General features: G+C 64.5%; 15 protein-coding genes. 5 read left to right on the top strand and 10 right to left on the bottom strand.

What is annotated here, in order from left to right; genetic code table 11:
- The first annotated feature begins 153 nt into the window (after positions 1-153).
- Complete coding sequence (locus tag NRS07_RS05830) at positions 154-1731, top strand: methyl-accepting chemotaxis protein (protein ID WP_259211763.1); 1578 nt, start codon at positions 154-156, stop codon at positions 1729-1731.
- Positions 1732-1787: 56 nt separating this feature from the next.
- Here NRS07_RS05830 and nth read toward each other — a convergent pair whose 3' ends face one another.
- Positions 1788-2489: an endonuclease III gene (nth, locus tag NRS07_RS05835; RefSeq protein WP_259211764.1), complete on the bottom strand. Its 702-nt coding sequence runs from the start codon at positions 2487-2489 to the stop codon at positions 1788-1790.
- A gap of 7 nt (positions 2490-2496) precedes the next feature.
- Complete coding sequence (gene rsxB / locus NRS07_RS05840; RefSeq protein WP_259211765.1) at positions 2497-3174, bottom strand: electron transport complex subunit RsxB; 678 nt, start codon at positions 3172-3174, stop codon at positions 2497-2499.
- 149 nt (positions 3175-3323) lie between these two features.
- Between rsxB and NRS07_RS05845 the strand changes: the two genes are divergently transcribed.
- A complete protein-coding gene (locus tag NRS07_RS05845; RefSeq protein ID WP_259211766.1) occupies positions 3324-3671 on the top strand; it encodes an RcnB family protein in 348 nt (115 codons plus the stop codon).
- Positions 3672-3745: 74 nt separating this feature from the next.
- Here NRS07_RS05845 and NRS07_RS05850 read toward each other — a convergent pair whose 3' ends face one another.
- The 6 genes from NRS07_RS05850 to NRS07_RS05875 all read right to left on the bottom strand — a co-directional run bounded on the left by NRS07_RS05850 (position 3746) and on the right by NRS07_RS05875 (position 9931).
- Positions 3746-4981, bottom strand: coding sequence for a polyhydroxyalkanoate depolymerase (locus NRS07_RS05850; protein ID WP_259211767.1), 1236 nt, complete (start codon positions 4979-4981; stop codon positions 3746-3748).
- 266 nt (positions 4982-5247) lie between these two features.
- Positions 5248-6222, bottom strand: coding sequence for an IS1595 family transposase (locus NRS07_RS05855; protein ID WP_259211768.1), 975 nt, complete (start codon positions 6220-6222; stop codon positions 5248-5250).
- Positions 6223-6411: 189 nt separating this feature from the next.
- The gene (locus NRS07_RS05860; RefSeq protein ID WP_259211769.1) at positions 6412-7509 is read right to left on the bottom strand and encodes an NAD(P)/FAD-dependent oxidoreductase; all 1098 of its coding nucleotides are present in this window, start codon (positions 7507-7509) and stop codon (positions 6412-6414) included.
- Positions 7510-7644: 135 nt separating this feature from the next.
- Complete coding sequence (gene fdxA / locus NRS07_RS05865) at positions 7645-7968, bottom strand: ferredoxin FdxA (protein ID WP_171087777.1); 324 nt, start codon at positions 7966-7968, stop codon at positions 7645-7647.
- Positions 7969-8162: 194 nt separating this feature from the next.
- Positions 8163-8438, bottom strand: coding sequence for a protealysin inhibitor emfourin (locus NRS07_RS05870; protein WP_259211770.1), 276 nt, complete (start codon positions 8436-8438; stop codon positions 8163-8165).
- Positions 8435-9931 carry a hypothetical protein gene (locus NRS07_RS05875; protein ID WP_259211772.1) on the bottom strand — a complete coding sequence of 499 codons (1497 nt, stop codon included), beginning with the start codon at positions 9929-9931 and terminating at the stop codon, positions 8435-8437. Before NRS07_RS05875 ends, NRS07_RS05870 begins: the two co-directional genes overlap by 4 nt.
- A gap of 176 nt (positions 9932-10107) precedes the next feature.
- On the opposite strand from NRS07_RS05875, the gene NRS07_RS05880 reads away from it, so the two are divergent.
- Positions 10108-10389, top strand: coding sequence for a polyhydroxyalkanoic acid system family protein (locus tag NRS07_RS05880; RefSeq protein ID WP_259211774.1), 282 nt, complete (start codon positions 10108-10110; stop codon positions 10387-10389).
- A gap of 98 nt (positions 10390-10487) precedes the next feature.
- Here NRS07_RS05880 and NRS07_RS05885 read toward each other — a convergent pair whose 3' ends face one another.
- Both NRS07_RS05885 and NRS07_RS05890 read right to left on the bottom strand, forming a co-directional pair.
- Positions 10488-10742 carry an acyl-CoA-binding protein gene (locus NRS07_RS05885; protein ID WP_259211775.1) on the bottom strand — a complete coding sequence of 85 codons (255 nt, stop codon included), beginning with the start codon at positions 10740-10742 and terminating at the stop codon, positions 10488-10490.
- A 153-nt stretch (positions 10743-10895) separates the two neighbouring features.
- Positions 10896-11252: an FKBP-type peptidyl-prolyl cis-trans isomerase gene (locus tag NRS07_RS05890; RefSeq protein ID WP_259211777.1), complete on the bottom strand. Its 357-nt coding sequence runs from the start codon at positions 11250-11252 to the stop codon at positions 10896-10898.
- Positions 11253-11408: 156 nt separating this feature from the next.
- Here NRS07_RS05890 and NRS07_RS05895 point away from each other — a divergent pair, with 156 nt between their 5' ends.
- Complete coding sequence (locus NRS07_RS05895) at positions 11409-12257, top strand: EI24 domain-containing protein (protein ID WP_307729923.1); 849 nt, start codon at positions 11409-11411, stop codon at positions 12255-12257.
- A 513-nt stretch (positions 12258-12770) separates the two neighbouring features.
- On the top strand, positions 12771-15860 hold the full coding sequence (locus NRS07_RS05900) for a transglycosylase domain-containing protein (RefSeq protein ID WP_373889868.1): 3090 nt from the start codon (positions 12771-12773) through the stop codon (positions 15858-15860).
- Positions 15861-15886 lie beyond the last annotated feature (26 nt).

The following is a 15886-nucleotide window of genomic DNA, read 5'->3' on the forward strand; positions in this document are numbered from 1 at the left end:
TGCGTGTTGCCGCATGGCCACAAAGATACCTCTTGGCATCGTTCTTGGGCCTCTGGCTCTTGTTGCTGTGAGGTAAATTCATCTAGACTGGTATGCCTCGTGCGTATCGCGGGCCTCCCCGCATGCATGCACGTTACCCTTCGTGGACCAGTCATGAAACTCAGCCATAAACTCCCCATCGGCTTTGCCGCCGTCACCCTGCTGGTCGCCGCTGCCGGCTTCTTTGGCATGAGCCAGATGAACCACGCCGTCGATACTTACAACGCCGCCGTGATCCAGTCCGGCCACGCCCAGCGCGTGGAGGGCTTGCTGTCGCAGTTCCGCCTGCAGACGCAGGAGTGGAAGAACACCCTGCTGCGCGGCAAGGATGACGAGCAGCGCTCCAAGTACTGGAAGGCATTCCAGAAAAACGAGGGCGTGCTTGCCCGCGACGTCAAGGAACTGACCGCGGCCTTGCCTGCCGGCGAAGTGCGCGAGCTGCTGGCGCGGTTTGGCCAGGCGCACCAGAAAATGGGCGAGGGCTACCGCCGTGGCTTTGCCGATTTTACGGCCGCGCAATTCGATCCGGTCGCCGGCGACAAGGCGGTCAAGGGCATGGACCGGGCGCCGGCCGAACTACTGGTGCAAGCCCAGGACACCATGGCGAAACAGACGGCAGCGACCGTGCTGGCGGCCGAAGCGGTCGGCAAGCGCGCCACGCTGCTCAGTTATAGCCTGATGCTGCTGGGCGCGATTGCAGCCGTGGTCGCCGGCGTGATGGTATCGCGCTCGATCACGCGTCCGCTGGGCGAGGCGGTCGAGGCAGCGCAAAGCGTCGCTTCCGGCGACCTGCGCACCAGCATCGAGGTGCGCTCGAAGGACGAAACCGGCCAGCTGCTGCAGGCACTCAAGGACATGACCGCCAGCTTGCAGCACATCGTGTCGCAGGTACGCGGGGGCGCCGAGACCATCGCGGTGGCATCGAGCGAAATCGCGCGCGGCAACCTCGACCTGTCGAACCGTACCGAGCAACAGGCCGGTGCGATCGAGGAAACCGCCTCGTCGATGGAGCAGATCACGTCGACCGTGCAGCAAAATGCCGACAACGCGCGCCAGGCCAACCAATTGGCCATTTCAGCCTGCGACGTTGCCACCAAGGGCGGTCGCATGGTCGAGCAAGTGGTGGATACCATGGCTTCGATCAGCGACTCTTCGCGCAAGATCGTCGACATCATCAGCGTCATCGACGGCATCGCGTTCCAGACCAATATCCTGGCACTCAATGCCGCGGTCGAAGCAGCGCGTGCCGGCGAGCAGGGCCGTGGATTTGCGGTGGTGGCAGGCGAAGTGCGCAACCTGGCGCAGCGTTCGGCAACGGCCGCCAAGGAAATCAAGGGCTTGATCAATGATTCCGTCACGCGTGTCAATGCCGGCAACCGCCTGGTCGGCGAAACCGGCGCCACCATGGGCGAGATCGTCACCAGCGTGCGCCGGGTGATGGATATCATCAGCGAGATCAGCACCGCCAGCGCCGAGCAGGGCGCGGGCATCGCCCAGGTCAATATGGCGGTGAGCGAGATGGATAGCGCCACCCAGCAGAACGCGGCGCTGGTAGAAGAAGCCGCCGCCGCCGCGCAGTCGCTGCGCGAACAGACCCAGGCGCTGACCGACGTCGTTTCGGTTTTCAAGCTCGAAGATGCGCGCGCGGCGCGCAAGATCGGGATGGGGTCGCCGGCACGCTTGAGCGCGTAGGGCGGGCAATCGGCCATCGAGGGCGTCGCCCTGGATGGCCTTGCCAGACAGTTTGTCTACAAGCGCGGCGGGTCCACGCGGGCGGGTTCGGCGGCCTGCGCGGCAGGGTCGTGCAGGCCGGCCGGCGGCGCAGTCTTGTCGCGGAATTCGCACAAGTCGGCGATCAGGCAGTTCCAGCACTTGGGCTTGCGCGCCACGCAGGTGTAGCGGCCATGCAGGATCAGCCAGTGGTGGGCGTCGTGCAGGAAGTCGCTGGGCACGAACCGGAGCAGCTTTTGCTCGACGATGTCGACGTTCTTGCCCGGTGCGATGCGGGTGCGGTTCGAGACCCGGAAGATATGCGTATCCACCGCCATGGTGGGCTGGCCGAATGCGGTATTAAGCACCACGTTGGCGGTCTTGCGGCCGACCCCGGGCAGTGCTTCGAGTGCCTCGCGCGACGCCGGCACTTCGCCGCCATGCTGGTCGACCAGGATCTGGCAGGTGGCGATGACGTTCTTCGCCTTGGTGTTGTACAGGCCGATGGTTGCGATATAAGACTTGAGTTCGTCCAGCCCGAGGTCGAGGATGGCCTGGGGGGTGTTGGCCACCGGGTACAGGCGGCGCGTGGCCTTGTTCACGCCGACATCGGTCGATTGCGCCGACAGTAGCACCGCGATCAGCAGCTCGAAGGGCGTGGTGAATTCGAGCTCGGTGGTCGGCCGCGGATTGGCGGCGCGAAAGCGCATAAAGATGTCCAGGCGTTTGGCGGCATTCATCGGCACCTCACGCCTGGTCGGGCGGGGTGCCCGCCGCTTTCTGGCGGGCGCGTTCGATTGCGGCGGCGATGATGGCGCGCTTGCGTTCTTTTTCGGCCAGCTGTTCTGGTGTATTGGTGGCTTCGAGCGTCACCTCGCGCATCTTCTCCAGCGCCTTGGCCGCCAGCCGGGCGTCGTTCTCTGCCTTCTCGCGCTGCAGCCGTTGGGTGCGCAAGTCGTGCCGTGCGCGCGCCGCGTCGGCGGCTTGCTGCGACCAGGCGTCCCAGCCGGTCTCGTTCGTTACCGGCAGCATCGAGATGCAGTCGACCGGGCAGGGCGCGACGCACAGGTCGCAGCCGGTGCACAGGCTGGGCAAGATGGTATGCATCTGCTTGGCCGCGCCCAGGATGGCATCTACCGGGCAAGCCTGGATGCACAATGTGCAACCGATGCACAGCGACTCATCGATAAAGGCCACCGGACGCGGCCGCTCGACGCCGTTGGCGGGATTGATCGGGATGACCGGACGCCCGGTGGCGCTGGCCAGGCGGCGCACGCCCTCGATGCCGCCGGGCGGGCACTGGTTGATCTCGGCTTCGCCGCGCGCGATCGCCTCGGCATACGGGCGGCATGCGGGGTAGCCGCACTTGGTGCATTGCGTCTGCGGCAGCAGGTCTTCGATCTGGTCGGCGAGGGTCTTGGTCACGGCGCGCGGGTGCGGGGAAAGCCGACATTATCCGCCAAAACCCGCAATGGTGCGAAGCGCCCCCGCGCGTGCGGTCAAGGTGCAGGAGCGAACAGACCGGGTGGCGTGCGTGTGGTGTACTGGGCCATCGACGCCAATCAGGAGCTCACATGAACAAATTCATCGTTCCGGCTCTGGTCGCCGCGGTACTGGCCGGCGGCGCCGTGGCCCAGGGACAGCAGCGCGGCGAGCAGGAAGCACGGGCACAGCAGCGGGTGAAGCAAGCGGTGCAGGGCCAGCAGGCGAACCGCTACCGCAGCGTGCAAGCCAGCGGAGAACTCAAGCGCGGCGAACAGCTGCCGGCACGCTATCGCACTCATCACGATGTCATCGAAAACTGGCAGGCCCACCATCTCACCGAACCGCCGCGCGGACACCAGTGGGTACAGGCGCAGGACGATTATGCGCTGGTGTCGATCGCAACCGGGGTAGTGGCGGAGGTGTTGGTAAGGCGATAGGTTTTTTACAGCCAACATGAACAAGGCCGAAGCAAGCTTCGGCCTTGTTCACATCTTACGCGGGCGCCTGGCGATCAGGCATGCGCCCGAATGAACTCGCCAATCTTCGGGCAAATGATCTCGCGCCAGCGGCGGCCCGAGAAAATGCCGTAGTGGCCGCATTTCGGCGCCTCGAAATCGCGGTGCATCTCGGGCGGGATGCCGCTGCAGAGGTCGTGCGCGGCGCGCGTCTGGCCGGCGCCCGAGATGTCGTCGAGCTCGCCCTCGACGGTAAACAGCGCCACCGTGGTGATGTCTTGCGGACGCACCAGCTGGCCGCCGACTTCCCAGGTGCCCCGTGGCAGCCGGTGTTCCTGGAACACGGTCTTGATTGTGTCGAGGTAGTACTCGGCCGGCATGTCGAGCACGGCATTGTATTCATCGTAGAACTGGCGGTGGCCTTCGGCCGACTCGTCGTCGCCCTGCACCAGGTGGGAGTAGAACTCGCGGTGGCTCTGGGCATGGCGGCCCGGGTTCATTGCGATGAAGCCGGCGTGCTGCAGGAAACCTGGATAGACCTTGCGGCCGAAACCGGGGTAGTTGCCCGGCACCGAATAGATCACGGTGTTCTCGAACCACGCGAACGGCTTCTCGAGGGCGAGATCGTTGACTGCGGTCGGCGACTTGCTCGGATCGATAGGGCCGCCCATCATGGTCATGCTCTTTGGCAGCTTGGGATCTTTATTGGTAGCCATCAGCGAGATCGCGGCCAGCACCGGCACGGTTGGCTGGCACACCGAAATCACGTGCACGTCCGGGCCGAGCGCGCGGATGAAGTCCTGCACGTAATAAATATAGTCGTCGAGGTGGAAGGCACCGCTCGACAGCGGCACCATGCGGGCATCGATCCAGTCGGTGATGTACACGTCGTGCTCGGACAGCAGCGCACGCACGGTATCGCGCAGCAGGGTGGAGTGGTGGCCCGAGAGCGGCGCCACGAGCAGCACGGTCGGCTGCTTGAGCGCGGCGGTAGCCTCGTCGCCCAGGTCTTTCTTGAAATGGAGCAGCTTGCAGAAGGGTTTTTCGAGCTTGGTGTACTCGATGATGCCTACCTCGGCGCCATTGACCGGCACGGTCTTGATGCCAAACGCCGGCTTTTCGTAATCCTTGCCGAGGCGGTACATCAGCTCGTAACCGGCGGCGATACGTTGCGAGAACGGCGTGTGCGCGAACGGCGACACCGGGTTCGAGAACATTTTCGAAGACGCATCCGCCCACTGCATCAGCGGGGTAAGGAAGGAGCGTTGCATCTCGTGCAATTGGTAAAGCATAGAGTTTTCCTTCGGGTAGACTGAGCGCGCCGCAATCAGATTTGCGTAATGCCTCAAATCAATTATAGGGGATAGTGATTTACTTGTGGAAACAGACGTTTTCACATCCCTGGATACACATCTCCCTTTTAGCATAAATGTGCACGATTGTTCGGTGGTGCTTCCCACATAGCCGGAAATGCGTGTGCGACGGGCGCTCATTCGTCGCTATACGGTTACGGAACGTTGTATGTCCTGACAAGACTGCTGCCTTGACTATGGCGCTGTCACCGTTGGCTATGGATGACTCCGAATACGATGCGAAGCAAGTGCTCGACGGAAGTGACCCGCCCGCCATCAATTGCCCAACGCCAGCCCAGGTAGTTGGGCAGCCAACGCGAGGCAACCCCGTGGAACCGCGCCAGCCATTGGCGCAAGCGCCGGTGGTAGGCATTAACATTTTGAACATGGATCGCGCCGCCCCTACTGGACCGGACCCGCTCGCCGGAGCGCAGGTTGACCGCCTGGTGCGCGATGCCCAGCTGGCGGGCGAACGCACGGTAGGCGGCGTGCGAATCGGTGACCAGGAGTGCTTGCGGTGCCAGTTTCGGCAACAGGTGCCGCACCAGTTGGGCTACCTTCAGCGCGCCGCGTCCGGTAACCGCATCGATGGTCTGCCCACTGCGGTCGCGCGCGACCAGGATGCAGTCGAGGTGGCGCGAGATGCCGCGCAAGCTGGCCCGGCCGCCTCGCTTGCGTGGCGGCCGCTCAAGTGTGCGCGAGCCTTTTTGCGATTCCAGCAAAAACATTTCGTCGGCTTCGACGATGCCGCCGAGCTGCGCAGGCCGGTCATGCTTGACCCGGTCCAGGAAGCGATGGCGCCAACGAAACGCCGTGTTGCGATGGACGCCAACCCGTTTGGCGGCGTCGCGCACCGGCCTGGAATCGAGCACGGCGCCGAGGTAGTCGAGCCACTTGCCGCGCAGCCTGAGCCGTGCCAGCGTCGTGCCACTCAGGTCGTTAAATGTGCGCCGGCACTGGCAGCAGCGAAAGCGTTGCAGGTCGTTGGCCTGGCCATGCCGGTGATAACGCTGGCATCCGCACTGCGGACAACGCCGCCCTGTCGAGCGGATCTGCCCGATCAGGGCGACTGCCCGGTCGAGGCCGGCTGCTGGATGCAGGACGTCGAGCACCTGCAGCCGCTGGGCCTGGTTGAGCATGGGAAGCTGGGCAAACAGCTTGGCAAACCGTGGCGCTTTCATCTACCACTCCCTATCGAGATCGACAGGGGTTGGACCGCAAAATAGCTCAGCAGTTCAGCTCAGCAGTTCAGTTCAGCAGTTCAATGCTCATCCATAGCTAACGAGTATAGCGCTTTGACTATCCCCGGCGGCAATGAAAAATGCCGCCGGGCTTGCGCCGGGCGGCATTTCTAGAGCGGAGCCAAGGGCTTAGTCGAATACCGGGCTCTCGACGCCGAGGATCTTGTGCAGCTTCGGCGAGGTGGTCGTGTACTGCATGTGAATCTTCTTGTCGGGGAAGATATAGGGCGCGGCGCCAAAGGCGGCCAGCGCGGCTTCGTGGAAGCCCGACAGGATCAGCTTTTTCTTGCCTGGATAGGTGTTGATGTCGCCTACGGCGAAGATGCCGGGCACATTGGTCTCGAACTTTTCGGTATCCACGACCTTGAGCTGCTTGCGCTCGATGTCCAGGCCCCATTCGGCGATCGGGCCGAGCTTCGGCGACAGGCCGAAGAAGACCATCAGCATGTCCAGCGGCACGCGGCGGGTAACTCCATCGGCGCCGGTGACCTTGACTTCGCTGAGCTTGCCGTCGGTTTCATCGAAGCCGACCACCTGGCCGGTAATGAGCTGCATCTCGTATTCGTCGCACAGGGCCTTCATCTTGGCCACCGAGGCAGGGGCCGCGCGGAAGTCCTCGCGGCGGTGCAGCAGCACCACCGATTCGGCCTTGCCGACAAAATTCAGCGCCCAGTCCAGCGCGGAATCGCCGCCGCCGCAGATGACCAAGTTCTTGCCGTTGAAGATCGAGGGATCCTTGACCCGGTAGTGCAGCTGGCTGTTTTCAAATTTCTCGATGCCATCGACCTTCATCGTGCGCGCCTGGAACGAGCCGACGCCGGCGGCGATGAAGATGGTCTTGGTAATAAACTGCGTGCCGGCCGAGGTCTCGACGTTGAAGCGGCCGTCTTCGCGGCGCTGCACGGTGGTCACTTCCTGGTTCAGGTGGAAGGTCGGCTCGAACGGCTCGATCTGCTTGAGCAGGTTGTCGGTCAGTTCCTGGCCGGTACACACCGGCACGGCCGGGATGTCGTAGATCGGCTTGTCCGGGTACAGCTCCACGCACTGGCCGCCGACGGCCGGCAGCGAATCGATGACGTGGGCCTTGATTTCGAGAAGGCCGAGTTCGAAGACCTGGAACAGGCCGACCGGGCCGGCGCCGATGATCACGGCGTCGGCATCGACCGCGCCGGCGAACGAGCTGTTGGGAGCGATGCTGCCCGCTTCGTGGGAGGCACTGATAGTCATGCGCTTGAATCCTGTGTATTTTTGGGTGTGAGTCTGACGGTGGCCGCTAGTGTGCCACGATTGACGAAGCCGCGCTCAGGGCGGGCTGGAGCGCAGGCCAGGGCGCGCCGCCGGCCTGCTGGCCGGCTCGATGCTTCAACGGGCCAGCTGGTCCAGCTTTTCCTTGACGTCTTTCCACTCTTCGGCGTCGGGCAGGGCCGGCTTGGTCTTGGTGATCGACGGCCAGAAGCGCGACAGGTCGGCATTGATCTTGATGAACTGCTGCTGGTCGGACGGCACGTCTTCTTCCGCGTAGATCGCATTCACCGGGCACTCGGCGACGCAGACGGCGCAGTCGATGCACTCGTCGGGGTCGATCGTGAGGAAATTCGGGCCTTCCCGGAAACAATCTACCGGGCATACATCGACGCAATCGGTATAACGACAGCGGATGCACGATTCGGTGACAACGTGGGTCATAACAGTCCTATCAGTTGGTGGCGCGTCGCGTCGCCGGGCGCTGAGTGGGCCGGCGGGACATGGCAAAGCACTGTATTTTAGGGCAATTCACGGTTTCCGACAAATTGGCCTTATACACAATATATATAAGCAAATCTTGGCCATGGCGGCGCACAGCAGGCTTGGTGCACGGCGCCGCCGCAGCGCAATTGGCCTCAAGCGCTGCTGCGCAGGCGCTCGAGCAGGGTTTGCCAGTTGCCGCCGCTGCCATCTTCGCGCAGGAACACGGTGTGGCAGCGCGGTCCGTCCTCGACCGTGATTTCCCAGCGCGGCAGGTCGGCGCCTACCGGGCAGCTTGGTGTTGCCGAGAAAAAATCCAGCTGGTGCAGCAGGTCTTCGAACTCGCCCCCGGCGGGGTGGGAGCCGGTATCGAGGTCGTAGGCTTCGGCCAGTCCGGCAAAGCCGCCACAGGCGCGGGCGCTGATCTTCATGATTGCTCCGGCCTGGGCGCTGGCGTGGCCGGCCCCGGTGCCAGCGTGCATTCGCCCAGGCGGCCGTTGGCCGCGCACCACTGCGCCAGCGCCTGCGCTTCGCGATCCAGAACCAGGCCCACCTTGCGGTATTCGGGCAGGTTCATGGTGCCGCAGCAGGCGCGCCGGTCCTGGCGTGCGCCGGGTGCGTCGCAGACCTTGGGCAGCAGCTGCTCGCCACCGATCGCCGCCGCCGAGCCGTGGGGCGGCGGCTCGACGACATCGCGGCGCGCGAACTGATTGCGGATGAAGGCGGCGTAGATGTCCGGCTTGCCGTCTTCGGCGACGATGCGCAGCATCTCATTGACCACGTCCACATAGCTGGCCGCGCGCTCGGGCGCGCCGATCAGGGCGCGCAGCAACAGGCCGCGCAGGTAGCCCGCCACCCGGTGCAGTACCGCGGCGCAGTCGTCCAGGGCAGGATTGCGCTCGTGGGCGAACATGTCGGCCAGCACGTCGTAGATGGCGCCGGTGAATACCTGCGAGATCGCGTGCACTTGGGTGCCGGCCTGGCCCAGGGTCAGGTCGTTGTCGGCGTTGCGCAGGCCGGTGGTGCCGCCCAGCGCCATCCCGAACTGTTCGGCGATGTCGGACAGGAAGGTCTGGTCGTGCAGGTGGGCCTTGGTCTGGGCGATCACGGCTTCGCACTGGTCGAGCTGCGACAGCGCCAAAAAGATCGCGGTCAGGTCGCCGAAGGCTTCGTGCAGGCCCCCGGTCTGGGGCGGGGCGTCGGCCTGCAGCCAGAGCGGCTTGAGACCATCGAGCACTGCGTGCGCGGTTTCGTGGGCCACGATGTCGAACGAACGGCAGGTGTACACGCGTGCCGACTCGGGAGCACTGGCGCCTGCCGTGACGCCATTCGGAATGAAGTCGCCAAATTTCAGGCAGGCCTGAGTGCGGCTGTAGAACGCGTTCATCACGTTCGGCAGGCCATGAGGAAAGACCGTCAGCGGACGCGTGTCCATGCTGGTATTCCACTGCCAGGGCAGGGGCATGTCGACGCCGGCGCCGAGCAAGGCGCGCTGGTACATGGTCAGGGTCTGGCGCACCACGGCGAAAGTGTGCACCGCGTCGAACTGCGGGGTGTCGGGCTGGGTCACGAAATCACCAAAGGCGTTCGGCTCGACCGGGTCGATTCCGGGGCTGCCTGGCGCGATGCGGGCGTCGCGCGGACCGGCCAGCACCGGTCCGGGCAGGTAGGCGCGGCGGGTGCCGATCTCGCCCACCGACGGGTCCTGCTTCCACATCAGCACGCGCGCGCCGAAGGCATGCGGCAGGGACGGTGCTTCGGCCGACATCTCGTCGACGTGCCCCGGGGCGCTCGCTTGTTCGAGCAGCCGGGCGGCGCGATGCTGCTGGAAATAGGGCGCGCTGGGCGTGGGGATGAAGCGGACCGGCGGCTGCTCACTGTCCAACGTGGCCAGCGCGTCCGGCAAGAGGGCTCCTGGTTCCATGACTGCTCCTTGCGAAATGTCGGGCGGCTCGAGCATGTTCGCGCGCTGGGCAATGCGGGCATTGACTCTAGTCAATTATTTAAAGCGGAGGGGACGGCCTTGCTGGACTGGCCGAGTTCGCTTCTAGCTGGCATCATGGCGGGCTGTCTCGAACCGGTACAAGAAGGGTAGCCAGCATGTCGGAAATTAGCATCGTCCAGGAACACAACCTGAGTGCGGAACAGGCGCGCGCAGCGGCCCAGCAGGTGGCGCAGCGCATCTCCACCGAATACGGACTGGAGTGCATATGGGATGGCGACGTGTTGCGCTTCGAGCGCAGTGGAGTCGAAGGAGCCCTGACCCTGGACCGCGGGCGCGCCGCGTTGCAGATCCGGCTGGGCTTTTTCATGAGCGCATTCGCCTCGGCCATCGAGGCCAAGGTGGCGGAAAAAATGCGCAAGGTGTTTGTGCCGGCCTGATGAATGCATTGCCCGCCCTGGCGGGCAACACCTGGGGACTCAGGCGAGCCTGCGCCGCCCACAGGGCGGCCCCGGCGTCATTGCCGGCTTCCTGAAGATCAGCCCTTGAGCTCTTCGACCAGGTCGATGTATTGCTGCATCGCGTCGTCTGGCGCCGTGCCCTGCAGGGCAGCCCAGGCGTCGAACTTGGCGCGGTTGACGAAATCGGTCATGCCCGGGCGCTCGCCGGTGGCATCGCCGCTCGAACCCTGCTTGTACAGTGCGTACATCTTCAGCAGGGTCATGTTATCCGGGCGTTCCGGCAGGTTCTTGGATTCGGCCTGGGCCTGGGCAAACTGTTCTTGCAAGCTCATGAAAACTCCTGTGGTGGTTGCGTTGGCAATATGAAAAGGCCGGGGCATGTTAGCGCAGGACGAGCGTGTTCACGCCCAAACGGGATGAACTTTAGAGGGGATGCTCGGGCGGCGCCTGCAGCGGCGCCGCCCGGAGGTCATGCTAGCTGCTGCTTATACCGCCAGCAGTTCGACGTCGAAGATCAGGGTGGCGTTCGGTGGAATGGCGCCGCCGGCGCCGCGCGCACCATACCCGAGGCTGGCCGGGATGGTCAGGCGGCGCTGGCCGCCGACCTGCATGCCCTGCACGCCTTCGTCCCAGCCGCGGATCACGTGGCCGGCGCCCAGCGCGAACTGGAACGGGTCGTTGCGGTCTTTGCTCGAATCGAATTTGGTGCCGGTGCTGCCATCATCGTTGCGCAGCCAGCCGGTGTAATGGACGGTGACGTGCTGGCCGGCTTTCGCCTCGGCGCCGGTGCCAACGACGGTGTCTTCGTATTGCAGGCCGGAATCAGTGGTATGGGTGGACATGGTCTTCCTTGTTGTTCAAGTTGAACGGCGATTGTAGTGCATCGTCCGCGCGCATGCCAATGGCTGCGCCGGCGGCGATGTGCGTAAAATGGCAATCATGCAAACCAAGCAAGGAGCCGCAATGCTGCCACCCAATTACCCTGCCGGTCCGCAAGCGTGTTCGGCGTCGCCGCCAATGTCGCGATGAGCGGCGTCGGCACCGCCTACCGGCGCGCCCTGCGCGCCCAGTTCTCGCGCCGCATGATCTTTCTGTCCGGCGCGCCGCTGGCCTTGTCGCTGTTGCTGTGGGGCGCGCTGCTCTGGACCGGCCTGCAGCCGCTGCTCGACTGGCTGCACGCCGCGTTTGTGCAATACGACATGTTCCAGTCGACTGGCAGCATGCTGGCGATGCTCGGCCTGGGCGTGCTCAAGGTGATGGTCGTGCCGCTGGTGGCGATCGCGCTGCTGCTGCCGCTGATGATCGGATCGGCGCTGCTGTTCATGGGCATGATCGCCATGCCGGTCATCGAGCGCCATGTCGGTCTCAACCACTATCCGGCGCTGGCGAAGAAGCAGGGCGGCTCTTTCCTGGGCAGCGTCGCCGTCAATCTCGGCAGCACGGCGGTGTTCGCGGTGCTCTGGCTGTTCACGCTGCCGTTGTACGCGCTGCCGCCGGTGGCCTGGCTGGTGCAGGCCTGCCTGTGGGCCTGGGTGACCTCGCGCGTGATGAGCTACGACGCCCTGGCCGCGCATGCCAGCTCCCAGGAGCGCCGCGAACTGATGCGGCGCCACCGCGGCGCACTGCTGGCGATCGGCTTCGCTTCGGGCCTGGCCGGGGCGCTGCCCGGCATCGTCTGGATGGGCGGGGCGCTGCTGTCGATCGTGCTGTTTCCTTTCCTGGCGATGCTGTCGTTGTGGCTCTATGTCATGATTTTCCTGTTCGCCGGGCTCTGGTTCCAGTATTACTGCCTGGGCGCCCTCGAAGACTTGCGCAGCACCGAACTGGCGCCGGCGGCGCCGCCCTGAACCCGGACGGGCAAGGATTGCATTGGCTACAATGCAGTCTGGATGGCGCGTTAAAGCGTGCATTTGACCCTTGTAGGACTGCATGCCGTTCGGCGGAGTCTGCCGTTGTTTTTTTGCGAAAATAGAGCGTGCGGGTCAGTTTTGTTAAACCGCGCCTCGCGCCTGGGGTATTGATGTGGTGGAATGATGCCTGTGGTGGTGCAATCCGGAGTGAGATTGCAACGCCCGTTTTTGCGAACTGACGACGACGCAATCACTCGAACAAACCAGCAGCAAACGATGGCGAGCAGGTTGGCGAGGATTGAGCGAATATTGATTCAAACCGGTTGAGCCATCATGGAAAGTATCCGCCGTCTAGGACGGCCTAGTAATGTGTTTCGCGCAGTAGGCAAGTGGCGCGGACGTTCCGCCCACGCGTTGCCTGGCGGCGCACCTGTACTCGCATCTGCGGGCGGCAGCGATGTGCCGCTGTACGAAGCATTTCCCCACCTGGCAGTGGCCGGCGGCGCGCCTGTGCCCCCGCCCGAGCCGCCGGATGGCCCGGATTCGTCCGGCGATACGCCCCCGCCCGCGCCGCGCAAGCGCCGCCTCAAGTTCTGGCTGATTGGCATCTTGCTGGTGCTGGTGGCAGTGTTGGCCGCCTGGGCCGTGCGCGAAGTGCGCACCTCCCGCCTCCAGGCCCAGATCTTCGCCGAAATCGCCGCCGACCTGAACTTCCGCATGGACAAGGGCGCCAGCCCGTCGATCCGCTTTCCTGCCGCCAGCCCCTACGACACGCGCCTGGGCTATGCCAATATCCCGGCCTACCTGCAAAGGCTCGAGTCGCGCGGCTACCTGATTGAAGCCCAGGCCCGTATCTCGCCCAAGATGGTCGAGATGGCCGACCGCGGCCTGTATGCCACCTACCACGAGAAAACCAAGGTTGGCCTGGAGATCCTCGATTGCCGCGCCCAGCCGCTGTTCGCGTCGCGTTTCCCGGAGCGGTTCTATCACAAGTTCGACGACGCGCCTTCGCTGCTGGTGCAAAGCCTGCTGTTCATCGAAAACCGCGAACTGCTCGACCCAGCCTACCCGCGCCGCAACCCGGCCATCGAATGGGACCGATTCTCGAAGGCGGTGTTCGACAAGACCCTGAGCAGTGTCGGCCTGGGTGGCGCCGGGCGCGTTGCCGGCGGCAGCACGCTGGCGACCCAGATCGAAAAATACCGGCATTCGCCGGAAGGGCGCACCGGCTCGCTCGAAGACAAGCTCATTCAAATGGCCTCGGCCACGCTGCGCGCCTACCAGGACGGCGAAGACACTACCCGGGCGCGGCGCCAGATCGTGCTCGACTACCTCAATACGGTGCCGCTCTCGGCCAAGCCGGGCTATGGCGAAGTCAATGGCATCGGCGATGGCATGTGGGTCTGGTACGGTCGTAATTTCGACCAGCTCAGCCGCATGCTCAAGGGTCCGATGGACACCACCGAGGCCGTCACCGCGTACAAGGAAGCGCTGTCGCTGATGATCGCGCAGCGCCGCCCGGCGTATTACCTGGGCGCGGGCGAGAAGGATCTTGAGACCCTGACCAACAGCCATCTGCGGGTGCTGGCCCAGGCCAATGTGATCTCGCCGCAACTGCGCGATGCCGCGCTGAAGGTCCAGCTGCATCCGGCCCAGGGCTCGGGCGTGGCGGCGCCTGGGGCCGACGCCTTCGTGTCGCGCAAGGCGGCCAACGCGGTGCGCAACCATCTCGGCTACCTGGTGGGCGACTCGCGCCTGTACAACCTCGACCGCCTCGATCTGTCGGTCGTGTCGACCCTGGACTCCCAGGCGCAGGGCGCAGTCACCGAGGCGCTGCGCAAGCTGTCCGACGCCGAGCACGCGAAGGCCGCCGGCCTGACCGGCAAGGGATTGCTCGGCAACGGCGACCCGGCCAAGGTGGTCTACAGCTTCACGCTGATGGAGCGCGGCGAACACGTCAACTACCTGCGCGTGCAGACCGACAACTACGACCAGCCGCTCGACATCAACGAGGGCGCAAAGCTCGACCTTGGCTCCACCGCCAAGCTGCGCACTCTTGTGACCTATCTCGACATCGTCGACCAGCTGCACAAGCGCTTCGCACCGATGGATAGAATCGGCCTGATGGCCGTGGAGCTCGACGCCAAGGACCGCATGTCGCAATGGGCGCTGGAGTATTTCCGCACCCTGCCCGAGGGCGCCGATCGTGGCCTGGCGCCGATGCTGGCAGCGGCCATGGAGCGCAAGTATTCGGCCAATCCGGGTGAATCCTTCTTCACCGGCGGCGGACTGCACACCTTCGGCAACTTCAGCCGGCTCGATAACAGCAAGATCATGACGGTGACCGAGGCCCTGCGCCAGTCGACCAACCTGGTGTTCGTGCGCATGATGCGCGACGTGGTGCGCTATTACATGTTCCAACTGCCGGGTTCCTCGGCCCAGTTGCTGGCCGATGCCGACGATCCGCGCCGGGCCGACTACCTGTCGCGCTTCGCCGACCGCGAGGGCAAGGACTTTTTGGCCAAGTTCTGGAACAAGTACAAGGGCAAGACCCCGGCCGAGATGGAAACGCTGCTGTTCTCGGGCGTGCGCCCGTTGGCCTCGAAGCTGGCCGCGGCGCACCGCACCATCGCGCCCAACGCCACCGAAGCCCAGTTCGCCGAATTCATCGAGAAATCGCTGCCGTCGGCGAACGACATGGATCCGGACCGTATCCCGAAAATGTACCGCATGTACGACCCGCGCAACATGTCGCTGGCCGACCGTGGCTACGTGTCGTCGGTGCACCCGCTCGAGTTGTGGCTGGTGAGCTACCTGCGTACCCACCCGAAGGCCGGCTGGACCGAGGTGACTGGTGCCAGCGTCCAGGAGCGCCAGGAAGTCTATTCATGGCTGTTCAAGACCCACCGCAAGCATGCGCAGGACAAGCGTATCGCCGGCCTGCTCGAAGTCGAAGCCTTCCTGAAGATCCATGCGCAATGGAAGAAAATGGGCTATCCGTTCGACTCGCTGGTGCCGTCCTATGCGACGACGCTGGGAGCCTCGGCCGACCGGCCCAATTCGCTGGCCGAACTGATGGGCATCATCGTCAATGGCGGCGTGCGCAAGCCGGTCGAGCGCATCGATTCACTGCACTTCGCCAAGGACACCCCGTACGAGACCCTGGTAAAACGCGCCAAGGGCGGCGGCAAGGAGCAGGTGCTCGCGCCAGAAGTGGCGCGGGCGGTGGCCGACGCGATCCAGGGCGTGGTGTCGGACGGTACCGCCAAGCGCGTCAAGACCGCGTTCGTGCAGTCCGACGGCAGCATCATTGCGCTGGGCGGCAAGACCGGGACCGGCGACCAGCGCTTCGAAGTCTATGCCCGCGGCGGGCGCGTGATCGAGTCGCGCTATGTCAACCGATCGGCGACCTTCGTCTTCAATATTGGCGAACGCTTCTTCGGCAGCATTACCGCCTATGTACAGGGCCCGGAGTCGGAAAACTACGACTTCACCAGCGCGCTGCCGGTGCAGCTGCTGGTCACCCTGGCGCCTAGCCTGATGCCGATGATCGAGCCGCCCGCGGGCAGCGTGGGCGCCCAGCGACAGTGCGTGCGCTGAAGCGCAGCCCACGCGGCCGAGGCCAG

This window comes from Massilia sp. H6 (assembly GCF_024802625.1).
Classification (GTDB): Bacteria; Pseudomonadota; Gammaproteobacteria; order Burkholderiales; family Burkholderiaceae_D; genus Telluria.

Coding starts and splice junctions, on each gene's coding strand:
- NRS07_RS05830 (WP_259211763.1), top strand. CDS start 154: ATGAAACTCAGCCATAAACTCCCCATCGGCTTTGCCGCCGTCACCCTG.
- nth (WP_259211764.1), bottom strand. CDS start 2,489: ATGAATGCCGCCAAACGCCTGGACATCTTTATGCGCTTTCGCGCCGCC.
- NRS07_RS05845 (WP_259211766.1), top strand. CDS start 3,324: ATGAACAAATTCATCGTTCCGGCTCTGGTCGCCGCGGTACTGGCCGGC.
- NRS07_RS05850 (WP_259211767.1), bottom strand. CDS start 4,981: ATGCTTTACCAATTGCACGAGATGCAACGCTCCTTCCTTACCCCGCTG.
- NRS07_RS05855 (WP_259211768.1), bottom strand. CDS start 6,222: ATGAAAGCGCCACGGTTTGCCAAGCTGTTTGCCCAGCTTCCCATGCTC.
- NRS07_RS05860 (WP_259211769.1), bottom strand. CDS start 7,509: ATGACTATCAGTGCCTCCCACGAAGCGGGCAGCATCGCTCCCAACAGC.
- fdxA (WP_171087777.1), bottom strand. CDS start 7,968: ATGACCCACGTTGTCACCGAATCGTGCATCCGCTGTCGTTATACCGAT.
- NRS07_RS05870 (WP_259211770.1), bottom strand. CDS start 8,438: ATGAAGATCAGCGCCCGCGCCTGTGGCGGCTTTGCCGGACTGGCCGAA.
- NRS07_RS05875 (WP_259211772.1), bottom strand. CDS start 9,931: ATGGAACCAGGAGCCCTCTTGCCGGACGCGCTGGCCACGTTGGACAGT.
- NRS07_RS05880 (WP_259211774.1), top strand. CDS start 10,108: ATGTCGGAAATTAGCATCGTCCAGGAACACAACCTGAGTGCGGAACAG.
- NRS07_RS05885 (WP_259211775.1), bottom strand. CDS start 10,742: ATGAGCTTGCAAGAACAGTTTGCCCAGGCCCAGGCCGAATCCAAGAAC.
- NRS07_RS05890 (WP_259211777.1), bottom strand. CDS start 11,252: ATGTCCACCCATACCACTGATTCCGGCCTGCAATACGAAGACACCGTC.